Origin of the sequence: Pseudomonas sp. JS3066 (assembly GCF_036328175.1) — a bacterium.
Taxonomy (GTDB): domain Bacteria; phylum Pseudomonadota; class Gammaproteobacteria; order Pseudomonadales; family Pseudomonadaceae; genus Metapseudomonas.
The window spans coordinates 5,271,895-5,289,675 of the sequence record NZ_CP143312.1 but is presented as its reverse complement, the minus strand read 5'-3'; the positions used below and the strand labels follow the sequence as shown (position 1 = coordinate 5,289,675).

13 protein-coding genes are annotated in these 17,781 nt (G+C 64.8%); 7 read left to right on the top strand and 6 right to left on the bottom strand.

The genetic code is table 11. From position 1 onward, the window contains the following. Window positions 1-38 precede the first annotated feature (38 nt). Window positions 39-512, top strand: coding sequence for an Lrp/AsnC family transcriptional regulator (locus SA496_RS24805; RefSeq protein WP_120654026.1), 474 nt, complete (start codon window positions 39-41; stop codon window positions 510-512). Window positions 513-630: 118 nt separating this feature from the next. On the opposite strand, the gene SA496_RS24800 is transcribed toward SA496_RS24805, so the two are convergent. Beyond that, window positions 631-1,317 (bottom strand): DUF502 domain-containing protein, encoded by a 687-nt coding sequence (locus SA496_RS24800; RefSeq protein ID WP_120654027.1) that lies wholly within the window; start codon window positions 1,315-1,317, stop codon window positions 631-633. A 20-nt stretch (window positions 1,318-1,337) separates the two neighbouring features. Then, window positions 1,338-2,702 carry a CYTH domain-containing protein gene (locus SA496_RS24795; protein ID WP_120654028.1) on the bottom strand — a complete coding sequence of 455 codons (1,365 nt, stop codon included), beginning with the start codon at window positions 2,700-2,702 and terminating at the stop codon, window positions 1,338-1,340. A gap of 137 nt (window positions 2,703-2,839) precedes the next feature. Between SA496_RS24795 and argE the strand changes: the two genes are divergently transcribed. Together argE and argA are read left to right on the top strand one after the other, a co-directional pair. After that, the gene (argE, locus tag SA496_RS24790) at window positions 2,840-3,997 is read left to right on the top strand and encodes an acetylornithine deacetylase (RefSeq protein ID WP_330114643.1); all 1,158 of its coding nucleotides are present in this window, start codon (window positions 2,840-2,842) and stop codon (window positions 3,995-3,997) included. Between the two features lie 110 nt (window positions 3,998-4,107). Further along, a complete protein-coding gene (argA, locus tag SA496_RS24785; protein WP_330114642.1) occupies window positions 4,108-5,406 on the top strand; it encodes an amino-acid N-acetyltransferase in 1,299 nt (432 codons plus the stop codon). A gap of 40 nt (window positions 5,407-5,446) precedes the next feature. Here argA and SA496_RS24780 read toward each other — a convergent pair whose 3' ends face one another. Then, the gene (locus SA496_RS24780) at window positions 5,447-6,253 is read right to left on the bottom strand and encodes a cyclase family protein (RefSeq protein ID WP_120654031.1); all 807 of its coding nucleotides are present in this window, start codon (window positions 6,251-6,253) and stop codon (window positions 5,447-5,449) included. Window positions 6,254-6,335: 82 nt separating this feature from the next. Here SA496_RS24780 and SA496_RS24775 point away from each other — a divergent pair, with 82 nt between their 5' ends. Further along, window positions 6,336-6,734 carry a carboxymuconolactone decarboxylase family protein gene (locus SA496_RS24775; protein ID WP_280359868.1) on the top strand — a complete coding sequence of 133 codons (399 nt, stop codon included), beginning with the start codon at window positions 6,336-6,338 and terminating at the stop codon, window positions 6,732-6,734. Window positions 6,735-6,784: 50 nt separating this feature from the next. Here the strand turns inward: SA496_RS24775 and gshA are convergent, their stop codons facing one another. The 3 genes from gshA to SA496_RS24760 form a co-directional block, all read right to left on the bottom strand. Continuing rightward, window positions 6,785-8,371 (bottom strand): glutamate--cysteine ligase, encoded by a 1,587-nt coding sequence (gene gshA, locus SA496_RS24770; RefSeq protein WP_120654033.1) that lies wholly within the window; start codon window positions 8,369-8,371, stop codon window positions 6,785-6,787. Between the two features lie 150 nt (window positions 8,372-8,521). Further along, entirely contained in the window at window positions 8,522-8,905 is a 384-nt protein-coding gene (locus SA496_RS24765) for a PaaI family thioesterase (RefSeq protein WP_120654034.1), read from the bottom strand. 2 nt (window positions 8,906-8,907) lie between these two features. Next, window positions 8,908-11,223: a Tex family protein gene (locus tag SA496_RS24760; protein ID WP_153919008.1), complete on the bottom strand. Its 2,316-nt coding sequence runs from the start codon at window positions 11,221-11,223 to the stop codon at window positions 8,908-8,910. Window positions 11,224-11,444: 221 nt separating this feature from the next. Here SA496_RS24760 and ompR point away from each other — a divergent pair, with 221 nt between their 5' ends. From ompR to SA496_RS24745, 3 genes are all read left to right on the top strand, one after another. Further along, on the top strand, window positions 11,445-12,176 hold the full coding sequence (gene ompR / locus SA496_RS24755; RefSeq protein WP_120654036.1) for an osmolarity response regulator transcription factor OmpR: 732 nt from the start codon (window positions 11,445-11,447) through the stop codon (window positions 12,174-12,176). 43 nt (window positions 12,177-12,219) lie between these two features. After that, window positions 12,220-13,533: an ATP-binding protein gene (locus SA496_RS24750; protein ID WP_153919005.1), complete on the top strand. Its 1,314-nt coding sequence runs from the start codon at window positions 12,220-12,222 to the stop codon at window positions 13,531-13,533. Window positions 13,534-13,827: 294 nt separating this feature from the next. Then, window positions 13,828-17,613 (top strand): bifunctional diguanylate cyclase/phosphodiesterase, encoded by a 3,786-nt coding sequence (locus tag SA496_RS24745; RefSeq protein ID WP_120654038.1) that lies wholly within the window; start codon window positions 13,828-13,830, stop codon window positions 17,611-17,613. The last annotated feature ends 168 nt before the right edge of the window (window positions 17,614-17,781 follow it).

Below are 17,781 nucleotides of genomic sequence, written 5' to 3'. Positions count from 1 at the left end.
ATAAACTTTCCGGGTAATCAGTTTAATCTGGAAATTTTATGTCCATCACCCTGGATGCCTACGACAAACGCATTCTCGACCTGCTGCAGGAAGATGCGAGCCTGTCCACCGCGGAGATTGCCGAACGGGTTGGGCTGTCCCAATCACCTTGCTGGAGACGCATCCAGCGCCTGAAGGATGAAGGCGTGATTCGCCGCCAGGTCACCCTGCTGGATCGGCGCAAGATCGGTCTCAACGCGCAGATCTTCGCCCAGGTGAAACTCAACGCCCACGGTCGCTCCAACCTCACCGAGTTCGCCGAGGCCATGCGTCAGTTTCCCGAGGTGCTGGAATGCCATGTGCTGATGGGCGCAGTGGACTTCATGCTGCGCATCGTCACCCGCGACATCGAGGCCTACGAGCGCTTCTTCTTCGAGAAGCTATCGCTGGTGCCGGGAATACAGGAGGTGAACTCGATCGTCGCGTTGTCGGAGATCAAATCCACCACCAGCTTGCCGGTGGGGCAGGGGTAAGAAAGCCTGTGGGGGCGATTTCAATCGTCAGGGGCAGCGCAGTCGGCCTATCAGGCTCACGACAATTGGCAGACCTTCGGCCCGCTTGGCGAATGAATTCGCCCCTACAAGGGCATTTTCAGGAGGCCTTGTCGCCGTCCGTAGGCACCGCCTGCTCCTTCGCCAGCTTCCCGGCTTGGTGCGGTGGGGTGAGTCCCATGGACAGATAGATGCTGGTCAGGCCTTCCACGCCCATTTCCGCAGGGCGGAGCCATTCCACCGGGACGTAGATCAGCCCGCCACCCACGGGAATGGGCGCGGTCGGGACCAGAATGGCGCAGTAGGAACGGCCATCCAGTTCGAAGGTTTCCGGGTTGGGGCAAAGGGCCAGGACGGCCGCGCCTTCACCGCCGAAGATGCACCAGACCGGACTCATGGCGGCGATGTCGGCGTTCTTGCTGCGATCGAGCAGGCCGACGAAGCGGTCCGCCAGGCCGTACAGGCTTCCGATCAGCGGTGCGCGGCGCAGCGTCATGTCCAGCAGCCAGGCTAGCGGGCGGCGCAGGCCGAGCTGCACCGCCAGGCCCAGCGGATAGAGACTGCCCAGTAGCACCAGTGTGCCCACCAAGTACGCCAGCACCGGGTTGCTGGCGAACGGTTGGCCAAGGGCGCCGAGGAGCTGGCCGATCACAGTGGATGGCCCAACCAGTCGATTCAGCAGGCTGAACAGCCAGGCCAGCAACGCCAGGGTCAGCACCAGCGGCAACAGGGCCAGCAGGCCGGTGAGCCAGGTGGTGACCACGGAGCGGAAGCTTTGCTTGAGCATGGCGGGTTCCCGGGCTCGCCTTACCTGGTCAGCGCTTTCCAGCCGCGCAGGCTGATCAGTGTCTGTGCCTGCTCGCTACGGGCGGCCAATACCTCGCCGTCCAGGGGCAGGGCGGCCAGTTCGGCGAACTTGGACAGTTCACCGTAGGCGCGGTCGGCTTCCGGCACTTCCAACACCTGGCGTGCCAGGCGCAGCCAGACCAGCAGGCGCTCGATGCGCGGCAGCTGCTCGGACAGGTCCTCGGGCTGGCGCTTGTAACGCTCCAGCTTGAGGGCTTCGGCTTCTTCGGCGAGCAGGCGCGGCAGCCAGTTGCCCAGCGACGCCTTGCCCTGGCGGTTGCCGCGCTCGTTGCGCTCGACGGTCCAGGCGCGAGCCAGCAGCCAGCGCGATGCGTTGAGGGAGAACAGGCCCCAGCGGGTGCCGGCGAGTTCTTCGGCGAACTGCTGCGGCGCAGCGTGACGTACGGCTTCATCCAGCTCACCGGCCTGGACGCGCGGGCGCCAGTCCTTGAGCAGGGCGTCCAGGGCTTCGCGCAGGTCGTGGCTGCTGGCGCGTGGGGCGGCCTGGCCGAGGCTGCCGATCAGGGCGCGCAGGTCGACCAGTTGCTGCAACCAGTCCACCAGCAGCTTCCAGTGGCCATTGAAACGGTACTGCTCGGCCAGACGCTGGCTGCTACCCAGCAGGTGCCAGGCCAGCGCGGCAAAGGCGTCGTCCAGCGACAGTTCGGCGCTAAGTTCCGGAATCGGCAGGCTGAGGTGGTAGCTGTTGGCATCGTGCAGACGGTAGCCGCGCTCGGCCTTGCTGATATCGCAGGGCATCAGTGGCAGGTCGGCGGCCAGTTCGGCGGCCAGTTCCAGCAGCGCCTCGGGCTCGCCTTGGCGCAACTCCAGTTCCAGCTCGCAGATTTCTTCTTCCTGCTTGCCGGCGATGACCTTGCCCAGGTCCAGGGCAGCTTCGATCACCACCTTGGCCTTGCCGCGACCCCAGGCAATTTCGGCCCGGTCGCGATTGAAGTCGGTGGTGAAGATCGGCTTGAGCTGCTTTTTGTCCAGTTCGGCCAGGCTGGCGGGCCAGCACTCGTCGGTGAGTTTCTTCGGGTCCAGCTTGGCCTTGTCCAGGTACCAGTCCCACTCGTTGCGCTCGGACAGCCCGGCCACGCTCTGGCCGCGGGTCTTGAGGGTCTGGATGAACTGTTCGCCGTCACGGCGCAGGCGCAGGGCCACGCGGGCCTGGGCCAGGTCCCGTTCCGGGGTGTCGAAGTACTGGTTGAAAAGCTCGCGGCGTTCCCAGCCGGACTTGTTGCGCTTCTTCAGCAGCGGGTGGTCGCGCAGGGCTTCCAGGGTCTCGCGGCTGGCGCGAAGCTTGATTTCGGTCTCTTTGTTCATCGCCGGGGTCTTTCAGACGCAGCCAGGGGGTGGCTACCAAGGCGGTGAAGTTTACAGGACAGGTCAGCACCTTGCCGCAGCGGTTTCACCGCGCGCGGGCTGGGCCTATGATGATCCCTCGTCCGAGGAGGTCCCCGATGTCCGTTCCAGACCTGAAATCGCAGTTCGCTGCGCTGATCGCCACACCTTCGGTGAGCTGCACCCAGCCCAGTTGGGACCAGTCGAACCAGGCGGTGATCGACTTGCTTGCGAGCTGGCTCGGTGACCTTGGCTTCCGCTGCGAGATCCAGCAGGTGGCGCCGGGCAAGGCCAACTTGCTCGCGACCTACGGAACGGGTCCCGGCGGTCTGGTGCTGGCTGGCCATAGCGACACCGTGCCGTTCGATTCCGCCCTGTGGAAAACCGACCCGCTGAAGCTTAGTGAGGTCAACAATCGCTGGTACGGGCTGGGCAGCTGTGACATGAAGGGCTTCTTCCCCTTGGCCATCGAAGCCGTTCGTGGCCTGCTCGACCAGCACTTCCGCCAACCGCTGATCATCCTCGCGACCTGCGACGAGGAGAGCTCCATGGCCGGTGCCCGTGCGCTGGCGCAGGCCGGGCAACCGCTGGGCCGCGCGGCGGTGATCGGCGAGCCGACAGGCCTCAAGCCGATCCGCCTGCACAAGGGGGTAATGATGGAGCGCATCGATATCCTCGGGCAGAGTGGCCATTCCTCTGACCCCAGCCTCGGTCACAGCGCCCTGGAAGCCATGCATGCGGTGATGAGCGACCTGATCGAGCTGCGTGGCGAATGGCAGCAGGAGTTCCGCAATCCGCAATTCACCGTGCCCCAGCCGACCCTCAACCTCGGCTGCATCCATGGTGGCGACAACCCCAACCGCATCTGCGGCCAGTGCAGCCTGGAGTTCGACCTACGGCCGCTTCCGGGAATGAACCCGGAAACCCTGCGCGCGGTCATCCGCCAGCGCCTGCGCCCGGTGGCGGAGCATTACCAGGTGAAGATCGACTTCAAGCCGCTGTTCCCGGCGGTACCGCCGTTCGAACAGTCTCCGGAAAGTGATCTGGTGCGCCTGGCCGAACGTCTTACCGGCCATACGGCGCAAGCGGTGGCCTTCGGCACCGAAGCGCCGTATCTTCAGCAGCTCGGTTGCGAGACCCTGGTGCTCGGCCCTGGCGACATCGCCTGTGCCCACCAGCCGGACGAGCACCTCGAACTGTCACGGATCGAGCCTACCGTTGCGCTATTGCGCCAGCTCATCCAGCATTACTGCCTTCAATCCGCCACCACATCCTGACCGGGAGGGTTTCCGTTGATGCTCATGCGACGACGATAACGCGCCGACTCACTGCTCGCCGGCCGAGCACCGCCTTCGTCTATTCGCCACCTGTTCAGGCTCACGGAACCATGCCCGATTACGTCAACTGGCTGCGCCACGCTACTCCCTACATCAACGCCCACCGGGACTGCACCTTCGTGGTGATGCTGCCCGGCGAGGGTGTCGCCCACCCGAATTTCGGCAATATCGTCCATGACCTGGTGCTGCTGCACAGCATGGGCGTGCGTCTGGTGCTGGTACACGGTTCACGGCCGCAGATCGAAGCGCGCCTGGCCACTCGTGGCCTGACCCCGCACTTCCACCGCGACCTGCGGATTACGGACGGCCCGACGCTGGAGTGCGTAATCGACGCCGTGGGCCAGTTGCGCATCGCCATCGAGGCGCGCCTGTCCATGGATATTGCCGCCTCGCCCATGCAGGGCTCGCGGTTGCGGGTGAGCACCGGCAACTTCGTCACCGCGCGCCCCATCGGCGTCGTCGACGGCATCGACTATCACCACACCGGTGAAGTGCGCCGGATCGACCGCAAGGGCATCGGCCGCCTGCTGGACGAGCGCACGATCGTGCTGCTGTCGCCGCTTGGCTATTCGCCTACCGGGGAAATCTTCAATCTCGCCTGCGAGGACGTGGCCACCCGCGTGGCGATCGACCTGGGTGCGGACAAGCTGATCCTGTTCGGCGCCGAGCGCGGCCTGATCGACGAGTCCGGAAAGCTGGTGCGCGAATTGCGCCCGCAACAGGTACCGCCGCACCTGACCCGTCTGGGCAACAACTACCAGGCCGAGCTACTGGACGCCGCCGCCCAGGCCTGCCGTGCCGGGGTCAAGCGGAGCCACATGGTCAGCTATGCCGAGGACGGCTCGCTACTGACCGAGCTGTTCACCCGTGACGGCGGCGGCACCCTGGTGGACCAGGAGCAGTTCGAGTCCCTCCGTGAAGCCACCATCGACGATGTCGGCGGCCTGATCGACCTGATCACCCCGTTGGAGGATCAGGGCATCCTGGTGCGCCGTTCGCGCGAGGTGCTGGAGCGGGAGATCGAGCAGTTCACCATCGTCGAGCGCGATGGCCTGATCATCGCCTGCGCGGCGCTCTACCCCATCGCCGATTCCGATACCGGCGAGCTGGCTTGCCTGGCGGTGAATCCGGAGTACCGCCATGGCGGCCGTGGTGACGAGTTGTTGGAACGCATCGAGGAACGGGCTCGCGCCCTCGGCCTGAAGACCCTCTTCGTCCTCACCACACGCACCGCCCATTGGTTCCGCGAGCGTGGCTTCCAGCCCAGTGGCGTGGAACATCTGCCGGCGGCGCGTGCCTCGCTGTACAACTACCAGCGCAATTCCCAGATATTCGAGAAGACGCTCTGACCCGAGCCCCGGCGATTGTGCCGGGGCGCGGCAAGCCGACTCAGGGCAGGATGGCGAATACCCGTGCCGGGAATCCGCTGCCGCGGGCAATCTTAGGGAAGCTGACCACGACCAGGGCGCCTGCCTCAGGTACCTGGTCGAGGTTGGCCAGCAGCTCGATCTGGTAGTGATCCCTTCCTAGGATGTAGGACTCCAGTGAATAGTCGTCCTTGCTGGTCGCCAGGCCCGGATCGGTGTCGGTGGTTTCATGGCCGGACGCTGTGATCTTGCGGGTTTCGTACAGGTAGACCAGCGCCTCCTTGCTCCATCCCGGATAGTGGGCCACGCCTTGGGCATCGGCGTTCTGGATCTTCTCCTGGCTCGGCCAGCGCCTGGACCAGTCGGTGCGCATGGCCACGAACGATCCTTCCGGTACCGCGCCATGCCTGGCTTCCCAGTCCTTCACATCGGCCAGCGTGAGCACGTAGTCGGGATTCTTCGCCACCTTCTCGTGGACATCCAGAACGACCAGGGGCAGCAGTTGCTCTTTCACATCGATCTGGTCGACGCTGCGCAAGCCCTTGTGGAAATGCACCGGTGGGTCGACGTGGGTACCCCACTGGCCGACATGCGTGTAGAGGTCCACCTGGAAACCGTCCTTGTCGACCGTATAGAGCGTCTTGCGCTGGGCATTCTCGAAGCCCTTCCAATGCGGCACCTGCTCGTCGTAAGCGTGGGTCAGGTCGACCCAGGTCCTGGATTTGAGCGTGGCGTAGGTATCCCAGAGGCCCGGCTGTGCAGCCTGGGCAAGCAGCGGCAGCAACACTGGTAGGGCGAGGGCCAGGCGGCCCGGAAAGCGCTTCGACATTTGACCTTCTCCTTGGTGGCGGCGAGCCGGTATGGGTGGCTGCCTATACTGGTCTGGCCCATAACGTGAGGGGAGTCCAGCGGTGTCGTCCAAGCACTTGATCGAATATGAAAATGCCGGTCCGGAAGTCCGCGCCGTGTTCGAGGACATCATGGCCACCCGCAAGGTGGACCAGGTGAACAACTTCTGGAAGGCATTGGCGCGGCACCCGGAAACCCTGCGCCGCACCTGGGAGAGTCTGAAGGAGGTGATGGCACCCGACGGTGCCCTCGATCCCCTGACCAAGGAGCTGATCTATATCGCCGTGAGCGTGACCAACAATTGCGGCTACTGCATAGGCTCGCACACGGCAGCGGCGCGCAAGGCCGGGATGACAGAGGCGATGCTGGGCGAGCTGATGGCGGTAATCGGCATGGCCAATGAGACCAACCGGCTGGCAGTGGGCTACCGGGTGCCGCTGGACGCTGCGTTCGAGGAGTGAGGCGGAACGCTCCGGCATGGAACCGCGAAGGTCCATGCCGGAGACGCTGATCAGTTGCTGATCAAGCCCAGGATGCTCGCCTGGTAGGCGGCGACGAAGGTGTCGAAGTCCACTTCCGGTTCGGCTTCCAGGCGTGCCTGTTCATCCAGCGATTCACGGGCCAGGGCCTCGAATCGGGCCTGGTCCTCGGCGCTCAGAGGCTGGCTGCGGAAGTAGTCGGCGTGCTGGCGGCTATGACGCAGGGCGAACTGGCTGAAGCTTTCGCCGTTGCTGCGAAGTTCCGCCAGTACCCGGGCCGAAGGGGTGAGTTCGGGATCGGCGACCTTGGCGCGCTGGGTGGCCAGGGCTGTGGAGTGATCCTCGGTGTCCAGCGCGCGGTCCAACAGTTCAGCGGTATGAGCGATGCGGTCGAGCAGATCCCCGGCCCACTCCGTGAGACCGACGGCATGGCCGTGGCGTTGCAGCGTCAGACCCGGACGGCGCCCTTCCTTGACCACTCGCTGGAAGTTGTCGGTGGCGCTGCGGCATTCCTCTCCGGCCATCGGCGGGCTGTCCTGCAGGGCGCAGAACAGCAGGAAGGCGTCGAGGAAACGGGCTTCGGTGAGGTCGATGCCCAGCGGCAGGAACGGGTTGATGTCGAGGCAACGCACTTCCACGTATTGCACACCACGGGCCATCAGCGCCTGGATCGGGCGCTCGCCGGTGTAGGTGACGCGCTTGGGGCGGATCGACGAGTAGTACTCGTTCTCGATCTGGATCACGTTGGTATTCAGCTGTACCCATTCGCCATCCTGCTTGGTGCCGATTTCGGCATAGGGCGGGTAGGGCGTGGAGACTGCCTGGCGCAGGCTCGACAGGTAGCTGTCGAGGCTGTTGTAGCAAGGCGTGAGGCCGGCCTGGGCATTGTTCTGGTAGCCCAGGTCGCTCATACGCAGGCTGGTGGCGTACGGCAGGAAGAGCGTATCCGCGTCGAGGCTGTCGAGATCGTGCGGGCGGCCGCGCAGGAAGCTTTTGTCCAGGGCCGGCGCGGCGCCGAACAGATACATCAGCAGCCAGCTGTAGCGGCGGAAGTTTCGGATCATCGCGATGTAGCGCGCCGACTGGTAGTCGCGGTCGCTTTGCGGATCACCTTCGGCCTGCTTGAGCAGCGGCCAGAGCGCCTCGGGCAGTGAGTAGTTGTAGTGGATGCCGGCAATGCACTGCATCGTCTTGCCATAACGCACGGCCAGACCTTTGCGGTAGACGTACTTCAGGCGGCCGATGGGCGAGGTGCCGTAGCGGGCGATCGGAATATCTTCTTCCGACGGCAGCCGGCAAGGCATGGACGGGCTCCAGAGCAGTTCATCGCCGAGCTTGCCGGCGGTGAATCGATGGACCTTCTCCAGGTCAGCCAGGGTCTGCGCCGGATCGGCCTCGGCCGGAGTGATGAACTCCAGCAGGGATTCGGAATAGTCCGTGGTGATCTGCGCATGGGTCAGGGCCGAGCCCAGCGCGGGGGAGTGCGGCGTCAGCGCCAGTTGGCCATTGCCATCGACCCGCAGACACTCGCGCTCGATGCCATGCAGGCAGCGGGTGAGCAGGGGCAGGTTGGCGCGCTCGCCGAGCAAGGCCAGGCGGCGGGAAAGAAGATCGCTCAATTTGGAATCCTTCACGCGTCGGTCGCCCCAATATGGGGGTGGACCAAGCTGTCTACAAGAGTCGGACTTCGCCGCCGGCCGAAATACTTTTCCAGCCGGCGGATCGCGTTGTCGCTTCGTCCAGAATAGAGCTTTGCCACTGCCCCGCTGTTACAGCTGAGCGAAGGTGCCTTGTCCCTTGGCGACCAGCTTGTCGCCCTGCATCACATCGGCCTCCACCACCAGGGTGCGCTTGCCAGCGTGCAGTACCCGTGCCTTGCAAATCACCTCACCCTCCGCCACCGGGCGCAGGTAGTTGATCTTGCATTCGAGCGTGGCGCTGCGCCGGTCGAAGCCGTGGGTGCTGGTGCAGGCCAGCCCCATGGTGATGTCCAGCAGGGAGAAAATCGCCCCGCCGTGCATCACTTGCCCGCGATTTCGCAGGTGCTCGTCCATGGGCAGGCGCGCCTCGGCGACACCATCGCCGAGGCTCAGCGGCTCGATGCCCAGCAACTTGCTGTAGGCGCTGGTGGTTTGCTGGTCGGTGAAGTCCATCGTCACTTCTTCTTGATCTGCTTGGCGTTGGCGAACAGCGAGGCCATGGCGCCGCTAGCCGGCGGAGCGCTGTTACGCGGCGCGCTCTGCTGCTGGCGCGGCTGGCCGCCTTGGCGCCCGCCACCGCGCGGACCTTCGACTTTCTCGCCAGGGGTGTCGCCCATGCGCATGGACAGGCCCACGCGGTTACGCGGGATGTCCACTTCCATGACCTTCACACGGACGATGTCACCGGCCTTGACCACCTCGTACGGGTCTTTGACGAACTTCTCCGACAGGGCGGAAATGTGTACCAGGCCGTCCTGGTGGACACCGATGTCGACGAAGGCGCCGAAGTTGGTGACGTTGGTCACCACGCCCTCCAGCATCATGCCGGGCTTGAGGTCCTTGAGGCTTTCCACGCCTTCCTGGAACTCGGCGGTCTTGAACTCGGGACGCGGGTCGCGACCGGGCTTGTCCAGTTCCTTGATGATGTCGGTGACGGTGGGCAGGCCGAAGGTCTCGTCGGTGAACTTCGCCGGGTCCAGGCGCTTGAGGAAGCCGGAGTCGCCGAGCAGCGAGCGGATGTCACGGCCGGTGCCTTCCGCGATGCGTTGCACCAGCGGGTAGGTTTCCGGGTGCACGGCGGAAGCGTCCAGCGGGTTGTCGCCATTCATCACGCGGAGGAAGCCGGCGGCCTGCTCGAAGGTCTTCTCGCCAAGACGGCTGACCTTCTTCAGTTCGTCGCGGGTCTTGAACGCGCCGTTGGCGTCACGGTAGCTGACGATGTTCTGCGCCAGGGTGGCGTTGAGGCCGGAGATGCGCGCCAGCAGGGCAGCGGAGGCGGTATTCACATCCACGCCCACGGCGTTCACGCAGTCTTCCACCACGGCGTCCAGGCTGCGCGCCAGCTGCAGCTGGGACACGTCGTGCTGGTACTGGCCGACGCCGATGGATTTCGGGTCGATCTTCACCAGTTCGGCCAGCGGGTCCTGCAGGCGGCGGGCAATGGACACGGCGCCGCGCAGGGAGACGTCCAGGTCGGGGAATTCCTTCGCCGCCAGCTCGGACGCGGAGTACACCGAAGCACCGGCCTCGCTGACCATGATCTTGGTCATCTTCAGGGCCGGGTACTTCTTGATCAGCTCGATGGCCAGCTTGTCGGTTTCGCGGCTGGCGGTGCCGTTGCCGATGGCGATCAGGTCGACGCTGTGCTTGGCGCAGAGCTTGCCGAGGACGGCCAGGGTTTCGTCCCACTTGTTGTGCGGCACGTGCGGATAGACGGTGGCGGTATCCAGCAGTTTGCCGGTGGCGTCGACCACCGCCACTTTGCAACCGGTGCGCAGGCCCGGGTCGAGACCCAGGGTGGCGCGCGGGCCGGCCGGAGCGGCCAGCAGCAGGTCGTGCAGGTTGCGGGCGAAGACGTTGATGGCTTCGCTTTCGGCGGCTTCACGCAGCTCGCCCAGCAGGTCGGTTTCCAGGTGGGTGTAGAGCTTGACCTTCCAGGTCCAGCGCACCACTTCGGACAGCCATTTGTCAGCGGCGCGGCCCTGGTTGGCGATGCCGAAGCGCTCGCCGATCATCACCTCGCAAGGGTGCATGGTGCCGGGCAGTTCTTCGCCGACCTTCAGGGCGATGCTCAGCACTCCCTCGTTGCGGCCACGGAAGATCGCCAGGGCGCGGTGCGAGGGAACGCCCTTGAGGTTCTCGTCATGCTCGAAGTAGTCGCTGAACTTGGCGCCTTCCTGTTCCTTGCCGGCGACAAGGCGGGCGCTGAGGGTGGCGCCGTCCTTCAGGAAGCCGCGCAGGTTGGCCAGCAGCGTGGCGTCTTCGGCGAAGCGCTCCATGAGGATGTACTTGGCGCCCTCGAGCACGGCCTTGATATCGGCGAAGCCCTTCTCCGCGTCGATGAAGCGTTCGGCTTCGACTTCCGGGGCCAGGGTCGGGTCGTTGAACAGCGCATCGGCCAGATCGCCTAGGCCGGCTTCCAGGGCGATCTGGCCCTTGGTGCGGCGTTTCTGCTTATACGGAAGGTACAGGTCTTCCAGGCGGGTCTTGGTGTCTGCGAGCTTGATCTCGCGTTCCAGCTCGGGGGTCAGCTTGCCCTGTTCGGTGATGCTGGCGAGGATCGCGGTGCGGCGGTCTTCCATTTCGCGCAGGTAGCGCAGGCGTTCTTCCAGGTTACGCAACTGGGTGTCGTCGAGGCTGCCGGTGACTTCTTTCCGGTAACGAGCGATGAAAGGCACGGTCGAGCCTTCGTCCAGCAGTTCCACTGCGGCGGCGACCTGTTGCGGGCGCACGCCCAGTTCTTCGGCGATGCGGTTGTTGATGCTGTCCATTGAAAACACCTGCATGGGCGGCAGCCCGGGCCGGGCCACGGAGGCTGCCGCAGAATGACAGACCGGCGAACCAGGGGCTCGCCGGTGATGAAAGGCGCCGCATTATAAACACCGAGTTTCAAAGGGTAGGAAACCGTTCGGGGAAAAATCTGCTAACAATGGGCAAGCCGCCGCGAGCCGCTGGCAAGCGATAATGTGCGGCTTGCCGAACAGGAGAAAACATGAGCAGCAACCCGACCGCTGAAGGCGAAAAGATCCTTATTGTCGATGACGACGCCCGTCTGCGGCGCCTTCTCGAGCGTTTCCTCGACGAGCAGGGCTTTCGCGTGCGCGCCGTGGAGAACGTCGAGCAGATGGATCGCCTGCTGGCTCGCGAACTCTTCAATCTGGTGGTGCTCGACCTGATGCTGCCCGGCGAGGATGGCCTGTCGGCCTGCCGCCGGCTGCGCGCATCGAACAATCAGGTGCCGATCATCATGCTCACCGCCAAGGGCGACGAGACCAGCCGTATCCAGGGCCTGGAACTGGGCGCCGACGACTATCTGGCCAAGCCGTTCAACCCCCGCGAGTTGCTGGCGCGGATCAAGGCCGTGCTGCGTCGCCAGGCACCGCAGGTGCCGGGTGCCCCGGCCAGCGAGGACGAAAGCGTCAGCTTCGGCGAGTACGAGCTGTCCCTGGCTACCCGCGAGTTGAAGAAGGGCGACGACGTGCAGATGCTCACCACCGGTGAGTTCGCCGTACTCAAGGCGCTGGTCCAGCATGCCCGCGAGCCACTGACCCGCGACAAGCTGATGAATCTGGCCCGTGGTCGCGAGTGGGACGCCCTGGAGCGCTCCATCGACGTGCAGATTTCCCGCCTGCGCCGGCTGATCGAGCCAGACCCTTCCAAGCCGCGCTATATCCAGACCGTCTGGGGCGTCGGCTACGTGTTCGTGCCCGATGGCAACAAGTGAACGCGCGGCGGGGGTTCCCGCCGCCGGGCAACCCAGGGGGGTGATGCGCACCCCCTATTGGTTCCCGCAGAGCTTCTTCTCACGCACCCTCTGGCTGGTGCTCATCGTCGTCCTGTTCTCCAAGGCGCTGACCCTGGTTTACCTGATGATGAACGAGGACGTGCTGGTGGATCGTCAGTACAGCCACGGTGCGGCGCTGACCCTGCGCGCCTACTGGGCGGCGAGTGAAGAAGAGCGTCACGACCTGGCCAAGGCAGCTGGCCTCAAGCGGGTCACCCGCGACGCCGTGCCGGCCAGCGAGCAGCACTGGCCCTACAGCGAAATCTTCCAGCGCCAGATGCAGTCCGAGCTCGGTCCGGGTACCGAAGTGCGCCTGCGTGCGCAAAGCCCGCCAGCGCTCTGGGTCCACGCGCCGGAGCTGGGGCCGGACTGGGTGCGCATCCCGCTTTATCCACACCCCCTGCGTGGCCAGCGTATCTGGAGTGTGCTCGGCTGGTTCCTCGGCATCGGCCTGCTGTCCACCGCTGCCGCGTGGATTTTCGTGCGCCAGCTCAACGCGCCGCTAAAGCGCCTCGTCTTCGCCGCCCGCCAGGTTGGCCAGGGTCGCAGTGTGCGCCTGCCGGTAAGCGACACGCCGAGCGAAATGGCCGAGGTGTATCGCGCCTTCAACCAGATGGCTGAAGACGTCGAGCGCGGTGCCCGCGAGCGCGAGCTGATGCTCGCCGGCGTCTCCCACGACCTGCGCACGCCGCTCACGCGCCTGCGCCTGTCGCTGGAGCTGATGAGCAACGACTCCGAGCTGACCGACGACATGGTCCGCGACATCGAGGACATGGACGCCATCCTCGACCAGTTCCTCGCCTTTATCCGCGACGGCCGTGATGAGCGCGTGGAAGAGCTGGACCTTGGCGAGCTGGTGAGTGAGGTGGTGGCGCCCTACAACCAGCAGGAGGAGCAGGTACGCCTGTGCCTGGAACCACTGCCGCCGTTCCCGTTGCGGCGGGTTTCGATCAAGCGGCTGTTGGTGAATCTGATCGAGAATGCGCTGCGATACGGCGGTAACGGTGTCGAAGTTGCAGCTTTTGTGGCGGGTGACAATGCCGCGCCCTACGTCGTGCTGAGTGTGCTGGATCGCGGTCAGGGCATCGATCCCGCTGAGCTGCAGGACATCTTCAACCCCTTCATCCGGGGTGACCGAGCCCGTGGCGGCAAGGGCACCGGCCTGGGCCTGGCCATCGTCAAGCGCATCGCCGCGCAGCACGGCGGCAGCGTCGAACTGCGCAACCGCTCTGGTGGTGGCCTGGAAGCACGCGTCTGCCTGCCCCTGGGACTAATGCTCCCCCGCGACGCTGTCTAGGTTCTTACGAAAACGGCCTGCGCTTCGGTCATGCGTTGTCAGGAATCGATGAGAAATGCTCATTGGCAGGCACCAACTGCGCTTTCTCATCGATTCCTTCCTAGTCTGACCGTCGCTCGGCTCCTTTTCGTACGGAGCGACGTTCCGCTGCGTTCCGCGCCCACTATCTCGCTGAAATCCCTTCGGCCCCGGATTCCTGCCTGCCATCGGCGGTGATGCCACGCGGCCATGTTTTAGGCGTACGCTTGCCCGGCGCTGGGCTATCTTCAGCTTGCGCACCGACATGAGGTCAGTATGCAAGCTGCTCCGTTCCGACTTCCCCAATGGACCTGGTGGTTGCCGCTGCCGCTGCTGCATCTGGCTACCTGGGTGTCCCTGCTGACTCAAGCGTCCAGCGGTCTCGCCGTGTGGTATCTGCCCTTCGCGCTTGGCCTGGTGTTCTGCCTCTGGTGGGGCGCGCGGGTGCTGCCCGCCATTTACCTCAACGCACTGCTCAGCGTGCCGTTGTGGGACCTGAACTTCTACTGGGCACCGCTGTACGCCTTGCCGGAAACCCTCAGCGTGGCCGCCGGCTGGTGGGCGCTCAGGCGCTCGGGATGCCACGCGGACCTGCGCGACTTCCCTGAACTGCTGCGCTTCATGCTCTACGGCGTGCTCCTGCCGGTCAGCCTGCTGGTCTACGGCGAGCAACTGGCCCTGATACTGAGCGGCAACCTTGCCCGCGACAGCTGGGGCAACGCCACGCTGTTGGTCTGGCCTGGCGCCTGCCTGACGACCCTGGCCGTGAGCCTGCCGCTGCTGACTTACCTGACGCCGCTGTTCAGCCGCCGCGGCTGGGTGCCCGAGCCGGTGGAAGCACTGCCCGAAACCCTGCACCATCTGCCGCCATGGCCGCTGTTGTTGGCGTTGGCGTTGCTCATCCCGTGGCTGATTACGGTGGTGCCGCTGATCCTCACCTTGCCGCCCATCGGCATGATGATGCTCGGCCTGGCGCTGGTCTGGGGGTTTCCCGGTGCTCTCTGCGGAGCGGGACTCACCGCCCTGACTGTGCTTGCCCTGCCGGCGCTGCGGAAGCTGGATGGCGGGACAGGCCTGGCCGATCCGCAGTGGGGCGTCGAGCTGTACTTCAGCGTGCTGCTGCTGATGATGTCGGCACTGCTGGTGGGACGCAGCCTCAGCGACCTGCGCCTGGCCCTCGGCCGGCGCGATGCGATGCAGAAGGAGCTGGCCCTGACCAACCTGGCGCTTCAGGCCAGTCCCCTGGGAGTGACCATCGTCGACGCGCGCCAGCCTGACCAGCCGTTGATCTACTGCAACCCCGCCTTCGAACAGATGAGTGGCTATTCGCGGGAAGAGGCGCTGGGAAACCATTGGCGTTTCCTGCTCCACCATGACCGCAACCAGTCCGAGCTGCCACGTCTCCAGGACGCGCTGCAACGTGGCGAGCAGTGCCATCTGGTGCTGCGCAACTACCGCAAGGACGGCAGCCTGTTCTGGAACGAGATCACCGTCGCGCCCATGCGGGATGACCTGGGCATCAGTCATTTCGTCGCCCTGCAGCACGACGTCAGCAGTCGCGAGATGATTTCCGAAGAGCTCGATACCCGCCGCGACGAACTGCTGCGCCAGACCCACCTGCTGAACCAGACCGAAGCCATCGCCGACATCGGCAGCTGGGTGCTGGAAATCGCCACCCTGAAAATGGCGTGGAGCGAGGGCAGTTTCCGGATCTACGAACTGGACCCTGCTGCAGGCGCTCCCAGCCTCGGTCAGATGCTCAGCTTCTTCGACCCGGCCAGCCGGGCGCTGTTGGAAGACACCCTGGAACAGTGCCTGCGCAGTGCCGAACCCTTCGACGTCGAGTTGCGCATCCAGGGCGCCCGTGGCACACCGCGCTGGCTGCGGATCAAGGGACTGGCCGAACACGATGGCGACCAGGTGATCCGCATCTACGGAGCCATGCTCGACCTGACCACCCAGAAACGCTCGGAGCGCCTGCAACATGAGCGCGACAAGCACCTGCACCTGTTCTTCGAAGCGCCGCTGATCGGCATGGCACTGTGTACCCCGGACCAGCGCTGGGAAGAAGTCAACTACAAACTCTGCAGCATTCTCGGCCGCTCCCGTGAGCAATTGCGGGGTGTCGACTGGATGAGTATGACGGTGGCCGAGGATCGGGCCGCCGAAGAGGCACTGCTGGAAGACGTGCGCAAAGGTGAGCGCGACGGCTACGAGTTGGACAAGCGCTTCATGAGAGGCTCCGGCGGTACCGTGCACACGCGGGTCAATGTGCGTGGGGTGCGCGATCTCGACGGCCAGCTCTATGCCCTGCTGGCGCTGGTGGAAGACATCAGTGCCCGCCACGAGGCCGAGGCGCGCTACCGGACCTTGGTGGAACACGCGCCGGAAGCCATCCTGGTGTTCGATCCACAGCTGGGCATCGTTGAAGCCAACGAGAACGCAGCGCGCCTGTTCGGCCTGTCCCGCGAGCAGTTGAACGGCCAGATGCCCACCAGTTTCAGTCCGCAGTTGCAGGCCGATGGACGCTCGTCGCGGGAACTGGGCAATGCGTACACCCGTGCCGCGCTCAAGGGTGACACACCGACCTTTGACTGGCTGATGCGCGATGTGAACGGTCGCGTGCGTCCCTGCGAGGTCCGCCTGGTGCGTCTGCCCGGCGAAGGCCGGCCGCTGATTCGCCTGAGCATCACCGATATCTCCGAACGCCAGCGCTATCAACGCGAGATCGAGCGCCTGGCCTACAGCGACGAACTCACCGGTCTGCCCAACCGGCGGCTGCTGCTTGATCGCCTGCAGCACGCCATGGCCCGCGAGCAGCGCGAGGGCCGCTACGGCGCGCTGTTGTTCATCGACCTGGACCACTTCAAGACGGTCAACGACAGCCTCGGCCACCCCGTGGGCGACGCCCTGCTGAGGGAAGTCACTTCACGCCTTGCGGGTTGCCTGCGCAATGAAGACACCCTGGCGCGCCTAGGCGGTGACGAGTTCGTGGTGCTGCTGGAAGCCTTGGCCGACAGCCCGGAGCAGGCCGGCAAGCTGGCCGCCGAAGTGGGCGACAAGCTGCTGCAAAGCCTGCACGGCAGCTACATGATCGGTGAGCACGAACTGGTGGTCAGCGCCAGTATTGGTATCGCCCTGCACCCCTTCCTTGAACAGATCGCCGCAGACGTCCTCAAGCAGGCGGATACCGCCATGTACCGGGCCAAACAGTCCGGGCGCAACGCGCTGCACTTCTTCGCCCCCGAAATGCAGGCCGCCATCGACCAGCGCCTGCAACTGCAAAGCGAGCTGCGCCAGGCCATCGACCGGGGCCAGCTGAGCCTGGAGTTCCAGCCGCAACTGGCGCTCTCCGATGGCCGGGTGCTGGGCGCCGAAGCCTTGATGCGCTGGCACCATCCCACGCGTGGCGAGGTGCCACCGGCGCAGTTCATCCCGCTGGCGGAAGAGACCGGCCTGATCATCGAATTGTCGGACTGGATGCTCGAACGAGCCTGTTCATGCCTGGCCAACTGGCAGGCAGAGATGCCGTGGCTGGTGCTGGCCATCAACGTCAGTCCCCGCGAGTTGCGCAAACCGGGCTTCGTCGAGCGCATCAATAGCGCGCTCAAGCGCCATGGTGTGTCCGGCACTCGGCTGGAGCTGGAAATCACCGAAGGCAGCCTGCTGGAAGAAGTGGAGCAGTGCATTTCCGCCATGCAGGCACTCAAGGTCCTTGGCGTGCGCTTCGCCATCGACGATTTCGGTACGGGCTATTCATCCCTGGCCTACCTCAAGCGTCTGCCCCTCGACCGGCTGAAGATCGACCGCAGCTTTGTCGATGGACTGGCCAATGACGCGAGCGACCTGGCCCTGGTGGAAACCATCCTGGCCATTGGCCGCAACCTCGGGCTGGAATGCATCGCCGAAGGCATCGAAGGGGAAGAGCAGTTGTCCATGCTGCGCCAGCGTGGCTGCGAGCTCGGCCAGGGCTATCACTTCAGCCGGCCGCTGGACGAGGAAGGTTTCCGCAGCTGGATGCGTGATCGGGAAGGGCAACAGCTGATGGAAAGCAGCTTGTAAGGAGTCGCGGATTCTCTGTGGGGGCGATTTCAATCGCGAATGAATTCGCGCTCACCCTGACAGGACAGATACTCCGGCGTGGCAAGGTTCGATCTAGTAGCAGGCATCCCTGTCGCAACTCCGCTGCCCACGGTCAACCCCGGCCCGGCCATCCGTGGCCGGTCGTTC

Coding starts and splice junctions, on each gene's coding strand:
- SA496_RS24745 (WP_120654038.1), top strand. CDS start 13,828: ATGCAAGCTGCTCCGTTCCGACTTCCCCAATGGACCTGGTGGTTGCCG.
- SA496_RS24795 (WP_120654028.1), bottom strand. CDS start 2,702: ATGAACAAAGAGACCGAAATCAAGCTTCGCGCCAGCCGCGAGACCCTG.
- ompR (WP_120654036.1), top strand. CDS start 11,445: ATGAGCAGCAACCCGACCGCTGAAGGCGAAAAGATCCTTATTGTCGAT.
- SA496_RS24750 (WP_153919005.1), top strand. CDS start 12,220: ATGCGCACCCCCTATTGGTTCCCGCAGAGCTTCTTCTCACGCACCCTC.
- SA496_RS24805 (WP_120654026.1), top strand. CDS start 39: ATGTCCATCACCCTGGATGCCTACGACAAACGCATTCTCGACCTGCTG.
- argE (WP_330114643.1), top strand. CDS start 2,840: ATGTCCGTTCCAGACCTGAAATCGCAGTTCGCTGCGCTGATCGCCACA.
- argA (WP_330114642.1), top strand. CDS start 4,108: ATGCCCGATTACGTCAACTGGCTGCGCCACGCTACTCCCTACATCAAC.
- SA496_RS24760 (WP_153919008.1), bottom strand. CDS start 11,223: ATGGACAGCATCAACAACCGCATCGCCGAAGAACTGGGCGTGCGCCCG.
- SA496_RS24765 (WP_120654034.1), bottom strand. CDS start 8,905: ATGGACTTCACCGACCAGCAAACCACCAGCGCCTACAGCAAGTTGCTG.
- SA496_RS24800 (WP_120654027.1), bottom strand. CDS start 1,317: ATGCTCAAGCAAAGCTTCCGCTCCGTGGTCACCACCTGGCTCACCGGC.
- SA496_RS24780 (WP_120654031.1), bottom strand. CDS start 6,253: ATGTCGAAGCGCTTTCCGGGCCGCCTGGCCCTCGCCCTACCAGTGTTG.